Raw genomic sequence first — 3,524 nt, 5'->3', positions numbered from 1 at the left:
GAGTAAGCGCATCTGAAAAGTGCCGAGTGCCTTATCGTGGATATACAAACCCTTGCTCAGAAGTTCTATGAACATTCCTTATACTTTCGAGGATATTCAAAACAAACGATTAATAGATATAAGTTCGCAATTCGCACTTATTGTAAGGTTACAGAAGTAACTACTATAGATCAGGTAACAACTGATAATGTACGAACGTTCTTTTATCATGGCAGGACAATAAGGGATTGGAAGGCCAGTTCTTTTTTTACCATTTATAAATCCCTGAAGACTTTCTTTAGTTGGTGCAAGGAAAATGGATTTATAGATTTCGTTCCTACAGATGATATTGAGATACCAAAAATTGAACGAAAGCTTCCTCCTAAGCTCAATAAGCAAGAGGCTCTGAGGCTGCTTGAAATCGTGTACAATTATCCATATCGCTACAATTATCTCCGATATAGAAACCATGCACTATTTGCGACATTGATCTTTGCTGGATTACGAAAAAATGAACTATTGAAACTCTTATATACGGATGTTGATTTGGAGAACTTGACAATTTTTGTACGCCGTGGCAAAGGAGCGAAAGATAGAATTGTTCCGATAAGCAATGCCCTTGCTCTCAGCTTGAGGCGATATCTAGAACACAGAAAGAGATTGACTAAAACCTGTCCAGAGTTTTTTACTTCTCTTCGCGGAAATATTCCTTTCTCTCAAAGCGGGCTAGAACATTTTGTAGATATTATTAGAAAGTCCGCAGGCATAAAGTTCAGCATCCATAAGTTGCGCCATACCTTTGCTACCCTCATGCTGGAAGGCGGCTGCGATATATATAGCCTCTCTCAAATGATGGGGCATAGTGATATACAAACTACAACCATTTACTTATATGCGAGTCCTCAACATTTGCGATCTCAAATAACCAAACATCCGCTCAATGGCTTGATGTAGGGGCTAACAATTCTTTCTCTCTTATGCTGATCGAGTTTGATTGGTAGCCTTTTTCTGTGGAAAGGCAGGTAAATTCTGATAATTTCCGTACCCCCGTAGGTGTTATTGATTTCAGAGGAATAAACCAGCCTTTTTATATTAAAGATAAAGATCGGCTTGGGCACATATACGTCATCGGAAAAACCGGCGTGGGGAAAAGTACCTTGCTCGAATGCATGGCTATTTCGGATATTGAAAAAGGAAAGGGCATGTGCTTGATCGACCCGCACGGAGACATAGCAGAACACATATTGCATTATGTGCCGGAGCATCGCATTAACCAGGTTATCTGTTTCAACCCGGCGAAATATCCAATAGCTTTTAACCCGCTTGCAGGCATCCTACCGGAGCAATATCATCTTGCCGCTTCCGGCCTCATTTCAACATTTAAAAAGATTTGGGAGTCCTGGGGGCCGAGATTGGAGCATATACTTCGATACAGCTTATTGACTCTTTTGGAATACGGCGAAGGCACCCTGTTGGACATTCAGCCACTTTTAACCAATCAGCTATACCGAAACAATATCTTGGCACGGATCACCAGCGATCATGTGATTGCTTTCTGGCATAACGAGTTCGACAAGTATTCGCCGGCATTCAGATCCGAAGCCATTGCACCCATTCTTAATAAGCTAGGAGTTTTCCAGGCCAGCGCGCCGCTTCGCGATACTGTCGGGCATAAAACATCCAGCTTCGAAATGAAGCAAGTGTTGAATGAAGGTCAGATCCTGATTTGCAACTTGAGCAAGGGCAAGCTGGGTGAAGATACCAGCTCCCTAGTCGGCTCAATGCTCGTAAACTCCATACAGCTTGCCGCTTTGGCTAGGGCTAGCCAGGATACTGAAACCAGAAAGCCGTTTTATCTGTATGTTGACGAATGCCACTGCTTTTTGAGTGAGGCATATATTGGAGTGTTAGCTGAATGCCGTAAATATGGCTTAGGTTTGTTCTTGGCCCACCAGTACATCGAACAGTTAGACGAAAAAATAAGGTCGGCAGTATTCGGGAATGTGGGGACACTCATTTGTTTTCGTATCGGCGCTACAGATAGTGAGTACTTGGAAAAGGAGTTTTACCCCATTTTCAATAAATATGATTTGGTAAATCTTGATCGGTATTGTATTCGACTAAAGATGCAAATAGATGGAGCAACCAGTAAGCCATTTAGTGCGCAGACGATGATAGTAGAGGCATATTTGAAATCTCATAAGGAAGAAACATTAGCCTGGACCAGACGGAATTTTGTTAAAAGCCATAAACAGTGCAAGAAATCTTTACAGCAATTTATTAAAGATCCTCCTAATGGGGAGCCGCCGGGTTTATTCGTTTGACAAGTGTGTATTATTTGCGTTTGACTTTAATCTTGGCCATAGACATCGCTTATTCAGTAACAACTATTTTACTATCCCTTTCCTGAACCGTGTGAGTATAAAGATATTTTTGATAAGAAATCAATATTAGACAGTAACGATGATCTAGTTTCTTTATTTTTCATCGTGTTCAATTCAAAATCCGAGAATGGGAATTCAATTTCATTTTTTTTATAAGCAGTTTTATCATCTAACCCAGCCAATAGTGCACCAAGTCTACGGCCCTCACAACCATAACACTCCCCACAATGAGTGCTATCGTTTGAGTATTTGCAAGACCAGGTTTTATGAAATAAATCTTCTTTTCCTTTGTATGTTTCCATTATTTCCCACTTATGCTTGTTAACCAAAGGGGTTATCACTTTCATTTCTTTTTTAGTAACAGTCTTTGATTTATTCAGTAATTGGGTTATAAGTTCCGTATATTCTGTGCGAAAATCAGGAGAAATATGAGCTTCATCCGCAATGGCACCAAATATAATATCGGTTGCATTTCTTAATGCAGCATAAGATGCGCCAAATATTAGTAGCAATGCAACATTAAAAGGAAATACACCATAAAGTGCAACGTCATTTGGTAGTTCTTTCCTTTCGATATGTTGACAGAATGGTTGATTCGTCAAAGGATATGCGGGATATGGTATTTGGTGATCAATAATAGTATGGTTTAGGTTTAAGTGGGATGCCACTGTCATTGCGCCCTTCAACTCTCCATATTGACGTCTTTCGTCTGCAAATCGATATGTTAAAAGTTCTACATCGTCATATCCTTGTTCTAAAGTCCACAGAGTTGCAGCTGTAGAGTCAACTCCACCTGAAAAGATAACAACCGCATTCTTCATATTTTATGTTTTATAGTTAATAAGCAAATTGAGAGTGCTACTTATCACCGGTTCGCTTGTTCAATGGGAACGAAAATCCTGTATGCAGGTTAAAGAAGATCAACCATGTTGAACAAATGGATGCAAACCTGAAAAGACAGTTAGTAGGACAAAGGTTGGAAGAGTATAGAATATTGCAAACGGTGAAAACACGGTATTTTAGGTAAAGATGTTTTTGATCAGTTTTTGAGTAGTGTAAGCATTTTTATATTAACTTAAAGTTGATTACTTAGTCTTTTAGCTTATGGGTTAAATTTACACAAGGTAAAAAGTTATGCAACCTTTAAATGTTTTAGTGTTT

At 39.4% G+C, this 3,524-nt stretch carries 3 protein-coding genes; 2 read left to right on the top strand and 1 reads right to left on the bottom strand.

Annotation, left to right across the window (positions count from 1 at the left end; translation table 11 throughout):
- Positions 1-36: 36 nt before the first annotated feature.
- On the top strand, positions 37-933 hold the full coding sequence (locus A4R26_RS06735; protein WP_081162569.1) for a tyrosine-type recombinase/integrase: 897 nt from the start codon (positions 37-39) through the stop codon (positions 931-933).
- 56 nt (positions 934-989) lie between these two features.
- Positions 990-2,303: a type IV secretory system conjugative DNA transfer family protein gene (locus A4R26_RS06730; RefSeq protein ID WP_081162566.1), complete on the top strand. Its 1,314-nt coding sequence runs from the start codon at positions 990-992 to the stop codon at positions 2,301-2,303.
- Between the two features lie 71 nt (positions 2,304-2,374).
- Here A4R26_RS06730 and A4R26_RS06725 read toward each other — a convergent pair whose 3' ends face one another.
- Complete coding sequence (locus A4R26_RS06725; RefSeq protein ID WP_081162563.1) at positions 2,375-3,184, bottom strand: 7-cyano-7-deazaguanine synthase; 810 nt, start codon at positions 3,182-3,184, stop codon at positions 2,375-2,377.
- Positions 3,185-3,524 lie beyond the last annotated feature (340 nt).

The sequence above is a fragment of the Niastella populi genome (assembly GCF_002078015.1).
Lineage (GTDB): Bacteria > Bacteroidota > Bacteroidia > Chitinophagales > Chitinophagaceae > Niastella > Niastella populi.
Note: the sequence above shows the minus strand (reverse complement) of the source record. Positions and strands in the feature narration are given on the sequence as shown.

Coding starts and splice junctions, on each gene's coding strand:
- A4R26_RS06725 (WP_081162563.1), bottom strand. CDS start 3,184: ATGAAGAATGCGGTTGTTATCTTTTCAGGTGGAGTTGACTCTACAGCT.